Source organism: Rhodococcus sp. NJ-530, from assembly GCF_003860625.1.
GTDB classification, from domain to species: domain Bacteria; phylum Actinomycetota; class Actinomycetes; order Mycobacteriales; family Mycobacteriaceae; genus Rhodococcus_F; species Rhodococcus_F qingshengii.
Window position 1 is genome coordinate 6,150,212 of sequence record NZ_CP034152.1, and the last position, 12,563, is coordinate 6,162,774.

Genomic DNA, 12,563 nt, shown 5'->3' on the forward strand with positions numbered 1-12,563 from the left:
TGCGCAGCTGCTTTGACCCAAGCGGATGCTTCGCGACTGATATGCGCCCCCACCAGCGGAAACCGATTGTACGAGTGAATGTTTCAATGAGAGCGACTCGGCGCTACTTTGTAGCAACGGCACTCGTCTCTACCTACGGTTGCGTACTGAATTCCTTGTGGGGCAGGCTTTCTTGTGTACTGCTGACGAGCCGTATCTGCTGACGAATCGTATTGCTGACGAACCAAGGTCGGAGAACAATGGGTCACTACAAAAGCAACGTGCGTGATATCGAGTTCAATCTGTTCGAGGTACTCGGGATCGGCGAACTGCTGGATGCCGGCGCTTACGGGGACCTCGACACCGACACCGTGCGCAACATTCTTGCGGAAGTATCGAGGCTGGCAGAAGGACCGGTCGCCGCGTCCTTCGCCGACGCGGATCGAAACCCTGTCGAATTCGACGCACCCAATCACGCAGTTGTGGTCCCGGAACCTCTACGCAAGACGGTCGAGGCGGTGAACGAAGCCGGTTGGTCGCGACTCGGCCTACCAGAAGGCATGGGTGGTGTACCTGCTCCGGCGCCGTTGGTCTGGGCGATCGGCGAAATGTTGGTCGCGGCAAACGGATCCGCAAGCTTTTTCAACATGGGTCCACTGATGGCGAGCGTGCTCTACACCATCGGAAACGAACAGCAAAAACACTGGGCCAAAGAAGGATTCGAGCGCGGATGGGCCGGAACGATGGTGCTCACCGAACCAGACGCCGGATCCGATGTAGGCGCAGGCCGAACAAAGGCAATCGCGCAGGAGGACGGCACGTGGCACATCGAGGGCGTCAAGCGGTTCATCTCCGGCGGCGACGTCGGAGACACGGCCGAGAACCTCTTCCACTTGGTGCTTGCCCGGCCCGAGGGAGCCGGTCCAGGAACCAAAGGTTTGAGCCTGTTCTACGTTCCGAAGTCCCATTTCAACTCGGACACACTTGAACTGGGAGAGCGCAACGGTGTGTACGTCACCGGCGTCGAGCACAAGATGGGCCTCAAGTCTTCCCCGACTTGCGAGCTCACCTTCGGAGCGACGGACGTTCCTGCCGTCGGCTGGCTCGTGGGTGATGTCCACAACGGTATCGCCCAGATGTTCCAGGTCATCGAGAATGCTCGAATGATGGTGGGCACCAAGGCTACCGGAACACTGTCCACCGGCTATCTCAACGCCCTCGAGTACGCAAAAGAACGAATTCAAGGCGCAGACCTCACCGAGCTGACAAACAAGACCGCGCCCCGCGTGGCCATTACGCACCACCCCGACGTCCGACGCAGCCTGGCGATGCAGAAGGCCTACGCCGAAGGCCTCCGAGCGGTCTACCTCTACACCGCTGCACACCAGAATGCCGATGTCGCCGAGTTGGTTTCGGGTGCGGATGCCGAATTGGCGGTGCGGGTCAACGATCTGCTGCTGCCGATCGTCAAGGGCGTCGGCTCCGAGAAGGCCTACGAACTGCTCACCGAGAGCCTGCAGACCCTGGGCGGCTCCGGTTATCTTCAGGACTACCCCATCGAGCAGTACATCCGCGATGCCAAGATCGACACCCTGTACGAGGGCACCACGGCGATCCAGGCGCAGGACTTCTTCTTTCGAAAGATCGCACGCGACCGCGGCGTTGCACTCGCTCACGTAGCCGGTCGCATACGAGAGTTCATCGACAGTGAGGCCGGGAACGGTCGACTCAAGGCCGAGCGAGTCCTACTCGAGACCGCCTTGACCGACGTGCAGGAGATGGCCGGGACGCTCACCGGGTATCTGATGGCTTCCCAGGACCAACCCTCCGAGTTGTACAAGATAGGCCTCGGCTCGGTGCGCTTTCTGTACGCGGTAGGCGACCTGCTCATCGGATGGCGCCTGTTGGTGCAAGCGGAAGTCGCGTTGGCAGCCTTGGACCGTGACGCGTCGGCAAAGGACCGGTCGTTCTATCGGGGCAAGGTGGTGATCGCGTCGTACTTCGCCAAGAACATCCTGCCCGTCCTGGCGTCGACCAAAGAAATCCTGGGTTCCCTCGACAACGAGATCATGGAACTCGAGGAAGACGCATTCTGACAACGTGCCACGCGCGGTATGGGTGGTGCGCAACTCGGAATGCTTGCTGCGTGATTCAAACGCGGTCGTGAACCGGCGACGGAATCTTGTTGGAACGATAAGAGTCTGCGCTCCGGTTCGGCCGCCAGAGACGCCAGTGCTTCGCGGACAGCCGGAACGGGAGATGGTCTTGTAGGTGACGAGCACCGGACGACAACCGTTCGTCTGCTGGCAGGTTGAGCCACAGGGACAGTGAGGATGCCGCGTTGCCAAGGGTTGCGCGTATGCCTGAGTCACCCAGAGTCCGGCCGTATCCATCCACGGCAAAACGGCCGAACGCGTCGGGGGTGATGTCGGGGTACGGCGCGCGCGTGTTGGGGTCGATCAGGCGTACGGGCGTGCTGCAGGTCAGTGCCGCCAAAGAACGTCCGTGGGTTGTGACCGCATCGGAACCAACGAGGGCATCGAGCGCTTCGTTGACAGAACCAGGTGGGACGTTCCATTCGGTATGGGTTTGCGCTTTGTAGCGGGGCCCACCGAAGATCCCGGTGGCAAGCTCTGTCAATTGCGCGGTCGGCGCGGGTGGCCCGCCCTGGCGGATCTCTAATGTCCACGACGGCAACGACACTGGTTCGGTGCAGGCTTCCAGAAATGTCTGCAGGCGTTGAAATGCCACGTCGGGGCGCTTGACTCGAAGCGAGTGTGCACCACCGGCGGACCTGGGCAGCCCGTCGTATGTCACTACCTCGGGCAATGTGATGTTCGGTGTCCGCGCCGTCACAGGTTAGCCAATCGCGAAAGCACTACCCCGGCTGGTTCCTCCGTCGCGTGGCGGTAGCCAGTACCGGCCCACAGGTGCATTCGCTCGGGATCTGCCTGCGCAACAGCGGCTTTGCGCATCGGGTTGGTCAGGTGATGGATGGCCGGATACCCGATGGGCGCTTGTGCGTCGTAGCGATCGATGAACTCGTTCCGAAGCGCCCGTGCAGGACGTCCCGTGAAAGCTCTTGTGACGACCGTGTTCCCGCGGGACGTGTCGGCCAGAGCTGCCTTGTGCGGAGCCGAGGCACCACTCTCCTCGGTGCGCAGCAGCACAGTACCGACGACTGCCGCGTCCACTCCGGCACGTAAGGCTGCAGCGACGTCGGCGGAGGTCGCCAGTCCACCTGCCGCCAATAGCGGAACAGAGGTGCGATGACGGATCTGTGCGATAAGTTCGGTGATCGGTGTTTCTGCCGGAACCTGCAGGGGAGTGAGCGTTCCGGAGTGGCCGCCGGCAGCCGACGATTGCACCACAAGCAGATCGGCACCGGCGTCGACGGCAAGGAGCGCCTCTGCCTCCGAAGTCACAGTGAGGACGACAAGTGAACCGGCAGCGCGCAGCGCCTTGATGACGCCGGGTGCGGGAAAGCCGAAGGTGAAGCTGACCACCGGAACCGGGCTGGCCAGGAGCAGATCGATCTTGTCCTCGAAGTAGTCGTCGTCTTCGACCGGCTCACCGTCAGCCAGTGTGATGCCGTAGCGATCCGCCTCGACCTGGATCGCCCTGGCATAGGCACGGTAGGCATCGACATCGACAGGCACCGGGTTGGGCGCAAAGACGTTGACACCGAAGGACACTCCCTCGGCGCGCACGGCGTCGATCTGGTCGGACAGAGCCTGAGGCGTCTTGTACCCGGCGGCGAGGAAGCCGAGACCGCCTGCGCGAGAGGCAGCAGCAACAAGTGCCGGTGTGGAAGCGCCGCCGGCCATGGGGGCTGCGATGACAGGGACCTTCAGGTCGAGATCGGTTGTGAGTGCGCTCATTCGAACATCTCCAGCCCTACGTCGGGTAGTGCTCCGGCGGTTTCGTCATCTGACATCAAAAACTACCTCCTCAGTCGAGGTGGCCGTCCGAGGGTCCGCATCGAGATCGGAAGGGAATCGGAACCGCAAAACCGCGGCGGCCACTGCCGCGCCCAGGACGACGGCCGCACCCAACAGCAGAGCGTCGCGATACCCGTCTCGCAGCAACGGAGTGACAACGAGTGGGCCGAGAATCTGACCGACGCTGTATCCAGCGGTCAGGAACGCCACGGCGCGTGGGAACTGCAGGTGCGCGCCGATTGCCAACACAATTGACCCGATACCAAGGAAGGTGACACCGAACAGGAAAGCTGAAATCAGTGCGGGGCCGACGCCTCCGATCACAGCAGGAAGCGCTATGCCCACCGCCTGAATCAACAGGGCAACGAGAAGCAGAGTCGGCCTCGACCAACGCAGGCTGAGCCAAGCCCACAGGGCGCACGAGGGAAATGCGGCCAGACCGACCACTATCCAAGCGCCGCTGCCGACCCATTCTGGAGCGGCGAGATCGATTGCGGCAACAAGGAACGTGCCCGCGATGATGTAGCCGATGCCTTCCAGGAAATAACTGATGAACAAGGCAGTGAACCCGCGTTGGGAACTGGGAGTTCCCGGCGCGTCCGGTGTGATGGCCGGACGCGGTTCCGGCGTCAATCCCCAGGCTGCGACCGCACACACCACTGCAAGGGCCGCAGATGCCAGCCAGGCTGTACTCCAGGTACCGATGAAGCGGACGACCAACACGAGGACCCCGGACAGGGCGATACCCAACCCAACTCCGCCGAATCCCCATCCGGCCAGGAATTGGGACTGCCCCCGAAGGTGCGCGTGCAAAGCGCTGACGGCGATCATGAAGACGAGGGCACTGGCAATGCCTGCGACGAGCCGCAGGGCGAACCAGATGGATCCGTCGTGGGTAGTGGGCATGAGCGCCAAAGTCGCGATGAGGACCACCAACGACGTACGCATCACCGCTGCCGAGCGCACCACGCCGGGAATGAGGATTCCCGCGAGCGCGCCGATGAGGTACCCGAGGTAGTTGGCCGTCGCCAGGGTGGCGCCGAGCGAGGCGGACAGACCGGCCTGCGTGTGCATCAACGGCAGAATCGGTGTGTAGACGAATCGACCGATTCCCATGCTCGCCGCCAGCGCAGCGGCAGCTTGGACAGCGTGCGCTCGCGAGGAGACGCCGTTGTGGATTGTGGTCATGGTCTTATCGTGTGCCCCGGCCGCGCCGGACCGCCACGACCGCTTTGCTCCTGACTGATAGGCGCAACCTCCCACCGCACGTAGCATGAAGGATCGTGGAGCTGCGTCAGCTGAGATACTTCGAGGTCGTCGCCGAGGAACTGCACTTCGGCCGAGCCGCGGCAAGACTACTGATCGCCGGGCCGTCATTGTCGCAGCAGATCATGGCACTCGAGCGCGACCTCGGCGTCAAGCTGTTCGTCCGCGACCGCCGTTCCGTCGCTCTGACGCCAGCCGGCGCGGCGCTGCTCCCCGATGTCCGTGCGCTACTCGAGAGTGCCGGGAATCTGCGGCGCCGCGCGGAGCGTCTGTCCGGAGCGGAGCCCGTCCGGATCGGCTACGTCAATTGGCTCCCCGCGGATCTGATCGCGCGCACTTCAGGGGTCGCGCAACTGCACGTCGACGCCTGGGTGGTGCCATCGCACGCACAGGCCGCGCGGGTGGCGGACGGCAGCCTCGACCTGGCGATCGCCTGGGTGCGGAAAACCGATGTCGCCCAACATGCTCTGAGCGCGAAACTGCTCGGCGCGGATCGGCTCTACGCCGTCTCCACCGGAGAAGACACCACACCGGTGCGGGCACGCGACGTCGTCGTACTCGTCGACGAAGACACCACCTCCTGGTATTCGTGGAACGTCTTCGCCGAAGAATTCGCTCGCGATACCGGCGCACAGATCATGCGCATCAACGACGGTGGTATCACCGGCCCGGCATTCTTCGATCACGTCCGTGCCGTCGGCCGTCCGGTCGTCAACTCGCCCAAAGGGCAGACCATCACGCTGCCGAGCGATCTCACGGCACGCCCGATGATCGACCCGGCGGCAATCTGGACGTGGTCACTCCTGTGTCGTGAGAACGAAACGCGCCCTGCCGTTCTCGCGGCCGTCGACGCTCTCACCCGCGGCGTCACTGATCTCGGAATCCACGAGGACGGGAGATGGCTACCCATGGACGATCCTTACCGGAGGACTCGATGACACGACGCGCTATTCGAGTTTTCTGGGGACGACGGCCGGAATCGGTGCAGGCCGTGGCCTCCCGGTGGCGTCGGACGTTGGAGCAAGTCGAATTCCTGTTGCCCGAGGTGGTCGGCGGGTCGTGGCAACAGATCCATTCCGCTGGACCTGCTACTGCCGTGACCGTCGACCAGTTGGCACACGTGCTCGAGATCGCGCAGGCCGCCGAAGACTGGTCGGATCGTCTGGGAATCGGGTTGAGGCTCGCATCCGGCGGAGGGCCCGAATGGGGGCTCGAACTCTCAGGGTTGGCCGGCGGCGAACCGGAAATCGTCCTACAGTCGATGATTCTCGGTGTCAGCGCGCCGGACGCCGCCGAAGTTCCTGAGACAGAACTACTTCGGATGCTCGCCGCGGTGTGGGAACCGGACTTCGGGGACGTCACCGACGACAACATCCTCGACGCTCTCGAAGACGAGTCCGACTATCGCGTCGGAGATCCCGTGATCGGCCGCGTCGGCTACCTCTCGTCCGCTCGCGCTGACGCGATCCCGGATGACCTGGCCGTAGGCGTTGCCGCGTTACCGGGCGGCGTGTTGCTACAGATCGGGGCCGTCGATGGGGTCGTTCGAGCGTACGAGCGCCTGCGCGAGACCGGCGCACTCGATCCGCTTCCGCGTCCACTGGACCGCGCAGTCCTCTGAAGGCGGTTACCGTTCGTCGAGTTTGGGTAGCCCGCGCGTCGGAACGAAGTCTCGCCTCGGCACTACCGCCGAAAAATGAACCGAAAGGCCCACCGCATGGTTGACGTCACCCGCAAATTCACCGCCGAGGTACCGATCGAGAAGGCTGCGGCGTTTCTCCGCGACTTCGCCAATGCGCCGACGTGGGATCCGGGCACCGAGAGTTGCACGCAGATCTCCGACGGTCCTGTCGGCGTCGGAACCCAATGGCACAACGTGTCGAAGCTGTTCGGCGTCACCACGGAACTGACGTACACGCTGGTGACCGACGAGCTGAATCACGTTGTTCTCGAAGGAAAGAACAAGACTGCCACCAGTACCGACGACATCACCTTGACTTCAGTGAGTCCGAACTCGACCGAGATCGAATATCACGCGAACGTCGAGTTCAACGGTGCCGCCAAGATTGCGTCGCCTCTCCTGAAGGCGGGATTCGAAGCCAAAGTGGCACCAGAGACGGTGAAGAAGATGACGGAAGCCCTCGAAGCGCTCTGACAAGTCCGTCAGGTTCTTGTCACTGTGTGTTGCCGCCGCTCGCGCCACCGTTGCGAGCTTCGATGGCATCGATGGACTTCGTGAACGACTTTCCCAGCACTTGGGTGCCGACGAGTCCGAGTACCGACGCCAGGAGCTTTCCCTTGAGGTTCTTGCCGTCCCGGACCACGACGGCGTCGACATCGGTCAGGCCCGTCGGTTGCCGGGTCAGCGTGTAGGTATGGCTCGACGCCCCGCCCCACAGGTTGGAGTCGGTGGTTGTCATCACGACGCGGTGCGGGTCGGTCCAGTCGTAGTGCAGACGCTCCCAGATACCACTGGAGCCCTCGGTGACATCAGCATCGTGGGGTCCTTGTTGGTGCACTTTCAGGTAGCTGTCCGCACTGCGGCCGAAGATTTCCTCACGGCCCGGGCCGAAGTCGGTCAGGCCGGCAAGGACCTGTTCGGGCGTCGCAGTGGTCGTCTTGTGAAGATGGATCGTGGTCATAGCGCCTTCTTTCAACTGTGGATGATCCGGTGCTGAAAAAGCCGGGAAGTGACTCATCCAGCACACCACTCACACGAAATGAATGAAAGAGAATTGCTCGCCCTGTCTCGATCCGCTATTCGACGCCGCGCCGGCTGGCAGTGATTGCGCCGTGCGGCCTGTAGCCGCTCCCCGTCCGGGTATGGGTCTCGATCACGTCGAAGCCCGCTGTGACCAGCACCTCGGCAAGTTCGGTCACCGGCCATCGATAACCAGTCGTCGCGGCATGATCAAAAGGCTCTACCGTTGTGCCTTCGAAGAAGCCCACCAGCAACCCACCACCTGGGCGGATCACGCGCGCGAATTCAGCGAGCGGTGCCTCGATATCTTGCGGGTGATGGTGAATGAGCGAGTACCAGGACAGCACGCCGCCCAGTGAATTCGTTTTCGCGTCCAACGCCTCGAAGCCCCCGACCTCGAAGGAAAGATCCGGGTATTGGTTGCGTGCTCGTTCGACGAACTCGGGCACGAGATCGATCCCGCTCACAGCCAGCCCGGCCTGGGCCAGGAAGTCTGTCCACTGCCCCGGCCCGCACCCGGCGTCGAGCACGGGGCCGGTCAAAGTGGCAGCCCAGCTGGTCACCAGGGCCCGATCAGATACGTGCGTCGAATCCATCGAGCCGAAGAGGTCCGTGTACTCCTGGGATCTGGCCGAATACGACTCTCGGACTACGTCGCGGCGCGTTGCACTCGAATTCTCCACGCCGTCAATGATTATCGATGTGCACCATTCCTTCGCCACAACTCGCCGAACCGAAGGTTCATACTCTGTTGAAGGCCTACGGTCACGTCCGGAAACTGAGGTCATATGGTGGAAGAGAAAGAACTGGCGGCGAAGATCCGCGAACTACTCAATGCCCGATCGGCCGAGTCGAGCATCTGCCCCTCCGACGTGGCCCGCGCAGCAGCACCCGACAATTGGCGTCCGCTGATGGAACCCGTCCGAGAGGCTGCCCGCCACATGGTGGCCCACGGCGAAGTGCAGATCACCCAAGGCGGCGAAGTCGTCGACCCGGAATCCGTACGAGGTCCGATCAGGATTCGGTGGGCTCGTTGATCAACCGCGTGACTTCTGGCGGCACTGCTCTCGCAGCGTGAATCAGCGGAAACGGTCCAGATGCTCACGCAGGAACGCATCCAGGCTTCGTGGCTCACGCCCCAGGACACGTGCCACCGTGTCGGTGGGTGACTCCGGGCGCGAGACGGCAAGTTGCTGGATCTCCAGAATGTGCTCGGCCAGCCACGGAGGCATGTGGGCATGATCGACGAGGTTTTGCCGAAGTTCGTGCGGTGGCAGGTCGATATATTGGACGGGGCGATCGAGCATGCGGGTCAGAGAATCGGCGATGCCGCCGTAGCCGACTGCCTCGCTGCCCGTCAGGACGTAGGTACCGCCGGCGAGGTCGGCGCGTGTGAGCACGGCCGCGGCGACGTCACCGATGTCTCGGCAGTCGATCCAGTTGCACGGCGCGTCCCGCATCGCGCCCAGAATCACCCCTTGCGCAGCCACCGCCGGAGCCAGGAGCAACAGATTCTGCATGAACGCATAAGGGCGGAGCAGAGTGTGGCGGATCCCGGATGCACGCAGGTGTTCGCCGACGGCATGGTGGCCGCGGGAGAGAGCGATGGGGGAGTCGGCCGCGGCGGCGGGGTCGGAGATCTTGACGATGTGTTCGACGCCGCTCTCGGCGGCTATGTCTATCACACGCGTTTCGAGCTCGACCTGTTCGAGGCCGTTGGCCATGGCGAGGAAAAGTTGTTCGGCCCCTTCGAAAGCCGTGCGCAGCGAAGTTGAGTCTGCGGCATCGGCCGGCACTACTTCGACCAAACCGTCGGCCAAGTCGCCGAGGTGGGCGCGCAGCCTGTCCGGGTCGCGGGACAGCGCTCGGCTCGGCACACCCGAGGATGCGAGACTGTGTAGCAACGCGCCGCCTGTGGTTCCGGACGCTCCCATGATGACGATCATCGTGTTCCTTTCGGTCTTCCCCGGGAAGCCGGGGATCGTTGACATATGTTGTCGGTCAGGGATTCTGACGGCGCCATCGCCAGCTGACGATGACGGCAGCCACAGCGGCAGATATCGGTAGATCGAGTTGCAGGCGAGCAAGGCGAGCGGTGTCGACTACGCTCGTGTGAGCTGGTAGCCAACGGGAGGCGAACCATCCGACGAGACCAGCAATCACAGCGGCTCCGACGGCAAGAATTGCCGCCACCATGATGCGAGGCAGGGCCGTGGTCCACGGCCGTGACCTCCCGCGACGCTGCAGCCAGGAGCCGATCAGCAACGCCACCACTGCCGACGTGCCCGCAATGGACGTAAATGCCGCCGTCGTGAGGCCCGATTGGCCGGATGCGACTCCGCCCGCACCCGCCATCAGCGCAGGGGCAAGGTAGGCGACCAGCACCTCTCTCCACAGGGTGAAAGGTCGTGCGGCGCGACGATCGGCAACCGGGTCGAGTCGATTGGAATCGGTTATCTCCTTTTTGTTTTCGCGACGGATCGGCGGGGTGAGTCCGGACATGAAGGAGACCAACTTTCCGTTTATAATTAGGTGGCTAACTATTTGGGCATGGAAGGAGAAGCCTCTGTCGAGAATTGACGACGATTCGAAATCGCTACGCGAATGCCTGGAATCCCAGCCGACTACTCCGCAGTCAGCGCACCGATACCGCGAACGACCCGCGAGAGCAGATCCAGAAAAACCGCACGCTCGTCGACAGTGAGCTCGTCGACCATTTCCTCGAGACGAGCAAAGTGTTCGGGCGCCATGTCACGTAAACGCTGAGCGCCGCGAGCAGTCAGGACGACCACCGCACCACGCCCGTCCTCCGCGGACGGACGTCGAGCGACCAAACCCTCCTGCTCGAGCCCATCGACCAAGCCGGTGACCGTGGCTCGCGAGACGCCGAGATCAGCCGCCAGACGTGAGGGAGATTTCTCCCCGTCGTGGTCTTCCAGATCCGCAAGCAGTCGGTAACGGCCGGTCGACAGTCCATACCTCGCGAAGTGAACCTCAGTCGCTCGACCGAGCCGCGCGCCCGCCGAGATCAACCGCACCGCAACCAGCACCGCCTGCGGATCGGACCCGAGGCCGTAATGCTCCAACTGCCGCCGCGCCTGATCCAAAGTGGGTGAGTCGTGATCGGTTCCGTCCACTGCCATGCAACTAATATGGCACCTAACTACATTCTGGTCAACCCTCCACCAGAGCGCGTGTCAACGCCGAACAATTCCTACGGGGCCGCATGGCAGTCCGGGTGATTGCCGGGATAGGGCAGGACCTTCTCGAGAGCGAGACCAATCGCAAAGGCCGTTTGGTCGTCGTACGGTCGCGTAACTATCTGTGTGCCCGTGGGGATTCCGTTCCGAGCGAAACCGGTGGGGATTGTCAGCACCGGGCAGCTGCTCAGGATGTTGAAGGTGATGGCCGGTACAGCCTCGAGGTAGAACTCCAATTCTGTTCCAGCCACATTGATTCCGTGCCCCACGTAGTCGTCGCCGGCAAGAAAGCCCTCCGTCGCCACTGCCGGAGTGATCAACGCGTCATAGGTGTCGAACAGGGATCCGATCGACGAATACAGTTCGGCTTCGATCGCGAGTCCGTCGAGGAAAGTCGCGTCACCACGGGTGCGGCGTGCCCATCGCGCGAATTCCTTCGCGTACTCCGTGACTTTGTCGGGGTGCGCGGACGCTTCGGCGGAGATCGATGCACCGAACACGTGATCGTAGTGAATGGCGGCCGCACGCATGATTGCAGCGCGTGACAAGTCGACTTCGATGATCTCCGCGCGTGCGCCCAGCGCAGTGAGGGTGTCCACCAACTTGGCGGTGTTGGCGGCAACGTCCGGATCAACCGGCCAGTCACCCAACGCGGGGATCACGGCGATACGCATTCCTGTCAACGAATGCGTTGCGAGGCCGGGCAGCGGCGATGCCGGCACATGCGAGGCAATGTCAGTGGAGCTCGGTCCCGCGATGACCGACTGCAGTGTGAGGCAATCACTTACGGTGCGCGCCATCGGACCGCAGTGGCAGTAGCGATCGAGATTGAAGGGAGGATCGACCGGGACACGGCCGTGTGGTGGCTTGAACCCGACAATTCCGTTGAACGACGACGGAGTTCGGATCGATCCTGCAACATCGGAACCGGTAGCCAAGTGCGTCATCCCCGTGGCAAGTGCGACTGCCGATCCACCGGAAGACCCGCCGGAGGAGTATTTCGTGTTCCACGGATTGCGAGTGACGCCCCACAACTCGGACTGTGTGAACGCGGCCGAGGAGAATTCGGGCGCCGTCGATCGCGCGTGGACGATCGCACCGGCGTCGATGATTCGCTGCACGAAAGTGGAAGTGTGAGTGGCGATCACATCCTCATAGACCTTGGACCCTTGAGTCCAAGGTTGTCCTTGCACCGGTTCATCCTCTTTCACCACAACGGGAACACCGGCGAGCGGAAGGCTGACATCCGAGCCGCGGGCGTAGTGGCGTTCCGCTGACTTCGCTTGTGCTCGTGCAGTATCGAAGAAAGTGTGTCCCAATGCGTTCAAGGTCGGGTTGAGCGCCTCGATACGTTCGATGGTGGACTCGAGCACGTCCACCGGAGAAAGCGATTTGTCCCGATAGCGTTCGAGCAACTCGGCCACATCCATGAATGCCGAAGCGGGTATCTGGTGCATATCTGTTGTCCTGCCTCTA

General features: G+C 62.7%; 14 protein-coding genes. 5 read left to right on the forward strand and 9 right to left on the reverse strand.

Translation table 11 applies throughout. The features are described 5' to 3' along the window. The first annotated feature begins 239 nt into the window (after nucleotides 1-239). Nucleotides 240-2,075, forward strand: coding sequence for an acyl-CoA dehydrogenase (locus tag EHW12_RS28755; RefSeq protein WP_125052384.1), 1,836 nt, complete (start codon nucleotides 240-242; stop codon nucleotides 2,073-2,075). 55 nt (nucleotides 2,076-2,130) lie between these two features. Here EHW12_RS28755 and EHW12_RS28760 read toward each other — a convergent pair whose 3' ends face one another. Genes EHW12_RS28760 through EHW12_RS28770 form a run of 3 tightly spaced genes read right to left on the reverse strand, consistent with a single transcriptional unit; the run spans nucleotide 2,131 to nucleotide 5,108 of the window. Then, nucleotides 2,131-2,835 carry a hypothetical protein gene (locus EHW12_RS28760; protein ID WP_125052386.1) on the reverse strand — a complete coding sequence of 235 codons (705 nt, stop codon included), beginning with the start codon at nucleotides 2,833-2,835 and terminating at the stop codon, nucleotides 2,131-2,133. Continuing rightward, nucleotides 2,832-3,860, reverse strand: coding sequence for a nitronate monooxygenase (locus EHW12_RS28765; RefSeq protein ID WP_125052388.1), 1,029 nt, complete (start codon nucleotides 3,858-3,860; stop codon nucleotides 2,832-2,834). The genes EHW12_RS28760 and EHW12_RS28765 overlap by 4 nt, the downstream gene beginning before the upstream one ends. A 45-nt stretch (nucleotides 3,861-3,905) precedes the next feature. Next, nucleotides 3,906-5,108 carry a YbfB/YjiJ family MFS transporter gene (locus EHW12_RS28770; RefSeq protein ID WP_125052390.1) on the reverse strand — a complete coding sequence of 401 codons (1,203 nt, stop codon included), beginning with the start codon at nucleotides 5,106-5,108 and terminating at the stop codon, nucleotides 3,906-3,908. 95 nt (nucleotides 5,109-5,203) lie between these two features. Here EHW12_RS28770 and EHW12_RS28775 point away from each other — a divergent pair, with 95 nt between their 5' ends. The 3 genes from EHW12_RS28775 to EHW12_RS28785 all read left to right on the forward strand — a co-directional run bounded on the left by EHW12_RS28775 (nucleotide 5,204) and on the right by EHW12_RS28785 (nucleotide 7,341). Next, nucleotides 5,204-6,124: a LysR family transcriptional regulator gene (locus EHW12_RS28775; protein WP_125052392.1), complete on the forward strand. Its 921-nt coding sequence runs from the start codon at nucleotides 5,204-5,206 to the stop codon at nucleotides 6,122-6,124. Continuing rightward, on the forward strand, nucleotides 6,121-6,807 hold the full coding sequence (locus tag EHW12_RS28780) for a hypothetical protein (protein WP_050654942.1): 687 nt from the start codon (nucleotides 6,121-6,123) through the stop codon (nucleotides 6,805-6,807). Before EHW12_RS28775 ends, EHW12_RS28780 begins: the two co-directional genes overlap by 4 nt. Before the next feature lie 96 nt (nucleotides 6,808-6,903). Further along, nucleotides 6,904-7,341, forward strand: coding sequence for an SRPBCC family protein (locus tag EHW12_RS28785; RefSeq protein ID WP_046379623.1), 438 nt, complete (start codon nucleotides 6,904-6,906; stop codon nucleotides 7,339-7,341). Between the two features lie 19 nt (nucleotides 7,342-7,360). Here EHW12_RS28785 and EHW12_RS28790 read toward each other — a convergent pair whose 3' ends face one another. Together EHW12_RS28790 and EHW12_RS28795 are read right to left on the reverse strand one after the other, a co-directional pair. After that, nucleotides 7,361-7,828, reverse strand: coding sequence for a hypothetical protein (locus EHW12_RS28790; RefSeq protein ID WP_020971317.1), 468 nt, complete (start codon nucleotides 7,826-7,828; stop codon nucleotides 7,361-7,363). 115 nt (nucleotides 7,829-7,943) lie between these two features. Then, on the reverse strand, nucleotides 7,944-8,570 hold the full coding sequence (locus EHW12_RS28795) for a class I SAM-dependent methyltransferase (protein WP_197487710.1): 627 nt from the start codon (nucleotides 8,568-8,570) through the stop codon (nucleotides 7,944-7,946). Between the two features lie 105 nt (nucleotides 8,571-8,675). Here EHW12_RS28795 and EHW12_RS28800 point away from each other — a divergent pair, with 105 nt between their 5' ends. Continuing rightward, nucleotides 8,676-8,924 carry a DUF3253 domain-containing protein gene (locus EHW12_RS28800; RefSeq protein WP_030537164.1) on the forward strand — a complete coding sequence of 83 codons (249 nt, stop codon included), beginning with the start codon at nucleotides 8,676-8,678 and terminating at the stop codon, nucleotides 8,922-8,924. Between the two features lie 42 nt (nucleotides 8,925-8,966). On the opposite strand, the gene EHW12_RS28805 is transcribed toward EHW12_RS28800, so the two are convergent. The 4 genes from EHW12_RS28805 to EHW12_RS28820 all read right to left on the reverse strand — a co-directional run bounded on the left by EHW12_RS28805 (nucleotide 8,967) and on the right by EHW12_RS28820 (nucleotide 12,544). Then, nucleotides 8,967-9,833, reverse strand: coding sequence for an NmrA family NAD(P)-binding protein (locus tag EHW12_RS28805; RefSeq protein WP_116058258.1), 867 nt, complete (start codon nucleotides 9,831-9,833; stop codon nucleotides 8,967-8,969). Between the two features lie 55 nt (nucleotides 9,834-9,888). Beyond that, nucleotides 9,889-10,389, reverse strand: a complete 501-nt coding sequence (locus EHW12_RS28810) for a hypothetical protein (RefSeq protein ID WP_125052394.1) — start codon at nucleotides 10,387-10,389, stop codon at nucleotides 9,889-9,891. A gap of 122 nt (nucleotides 10,390-10,511) precedes the next feature. Beyond that, entirely contained in the window at nucleotides 10,512-11,030 is a 519-nt protein-coding gene (locus tag EHW12_RS28815; RefSeq protein WP_003943230.1) for a MarR family transcriptional regulator, read from the reverse strand. Nucleotides 11,031-11,101: 71 nt separating this feature from the next. After that, entirely contained in the window at nucleotides 11,102-12,544 is a 1,443-nt protein-coding gene (locus EHW12_RS28820; protein WP_125052396.1) for an amidase, read from the reverse strand. Nucleotides 12,545-12,563: the final 19 nt, after the last annotated feature.